The sequence below is a fragment of the Streptococcus pluranimalium genome, from assembly GCF_047785745.1.
Lineage (GTDB): Bacteria > Bacillota > Bacilli > Lactobacillales > Streptococcaceae > Streptococcus > Streptococcus pluranimalium_B.
In genome coordinates, this window is sequence record NZ_JBLOJT010000195.1 from 1 (window position 1) to 1,276 (window position 1,276).

Genomic DNA, 1,276 nt, shown 5'->3' on the forward strand with positions numbered 1-1,276 from the left:
TTGTAAAAAATCTTGAGTTGTTACAGTCGTATCGCTGTCTTCTGAGGTAAAAACAGTGAAGTCAATACTTTCTTCCGTTTTTTGTATTCTTTTAACTGTTTCCTTAACAGAGTCAAGCATCGCTTTACCACTATGGTTTTTCAAGTCGTAATGGATAGTGTTTATAGTTCGAATATCAAATGGAATGGGATCCACCGTTTTTTGTCTCAGAAAAATAGTAGGTAGATTTAAAGCTTTTCGGAATCCTAATTCTAAAAAAACATTAGGGTTATTCCCTGTGATGTCAACAATAACCAAGTCGGACTTCGACAGTGCTTCAAAGATTTTGTCATCTATTTTATCAGAATGATAGAGCTCGTCAGCTCGCTTAACATCGTATTTAGGTTCTAAAGCTGGTTTAACGATATAATTTAGAACGCTATCAGAGTGATCTCGAATTTCTGACCCTTCTTCACCGATAGCTGATACAACAAAACAAGTTTTTTTATCCATTTATTTTCTCCAATCATTTTTATTTCAATTATATCACAGGAAGGAGGTGGAGAGATGGTGGAAATAAAAGTAGGTGCCATGAGCGATAAAATAAAAGGCTTGGAATAAGCAATCCAAACCTATATCAATGAGCATGCTGGTGGCGAAGCTACAGTAGAAATATCACGAGATACTGATTTTGATTCTAAGCCACACCAACAAAAAGGGAGTTAAAACTAGAACAAGATACAGAGAAAAAATTTATCGAAGTGGTTGAAGATAGCCTCGGTAGAGGTCTTGTTAAATTTGAGTATGACATGATCGAAGATGACAATATGGCTTATTTATACGAGTTATACTACTGTAGATGATTATTTCTCTTTATCCCTTCATTGTTAGCAGATTTTTATGGATTAATTTAGTTGAATTATCAAAAAATTCTATAAAATGCTTGACAGGTAGAAAATCATGTATTATACTTAGTTACAATCATAAACAAAGGAGAAAAAGGAATGCTTTTAAGTCGGTTAAACGATACTAAACAAAATACTTTCTTTAACTTTAGTTTCTTTAGATAACCGTTTGTAGCTCTTAGGTACAAACGGTGCGCAAGTTTGTATCTATGAGGCTAAAGCATTTTAAGGTTGACTTGGCTGATTAGATTTTATCTAACTGGTCGAGATCACTACTTGATAAGTGACTTTTTGATAAAGTCAATTCAAACCAGTTAGAGTTATTCTAACTGGTTTTTTGGTACGACGGGCATGTCGTATATCTGAGGTGCAAGTCCTCTGTGGGCACCCGC

Annotated in this window: 1 protein-coding gene; it reads right to left on the minus strand. The window is 34.6% G+C overall.

Annotation, left to right across the window (positions count from 1 at the left end; genetic code table 11):
* On the minus strand, positions 1-492 hold a 492-nt coding region (locus ACMZ6U_RS10415), incomplete at its 3' end, for a hypothetical protein (protein ID WP_416108346.1).
* Positions 493-1,276 lie beyond the last annotated feature (784 nt).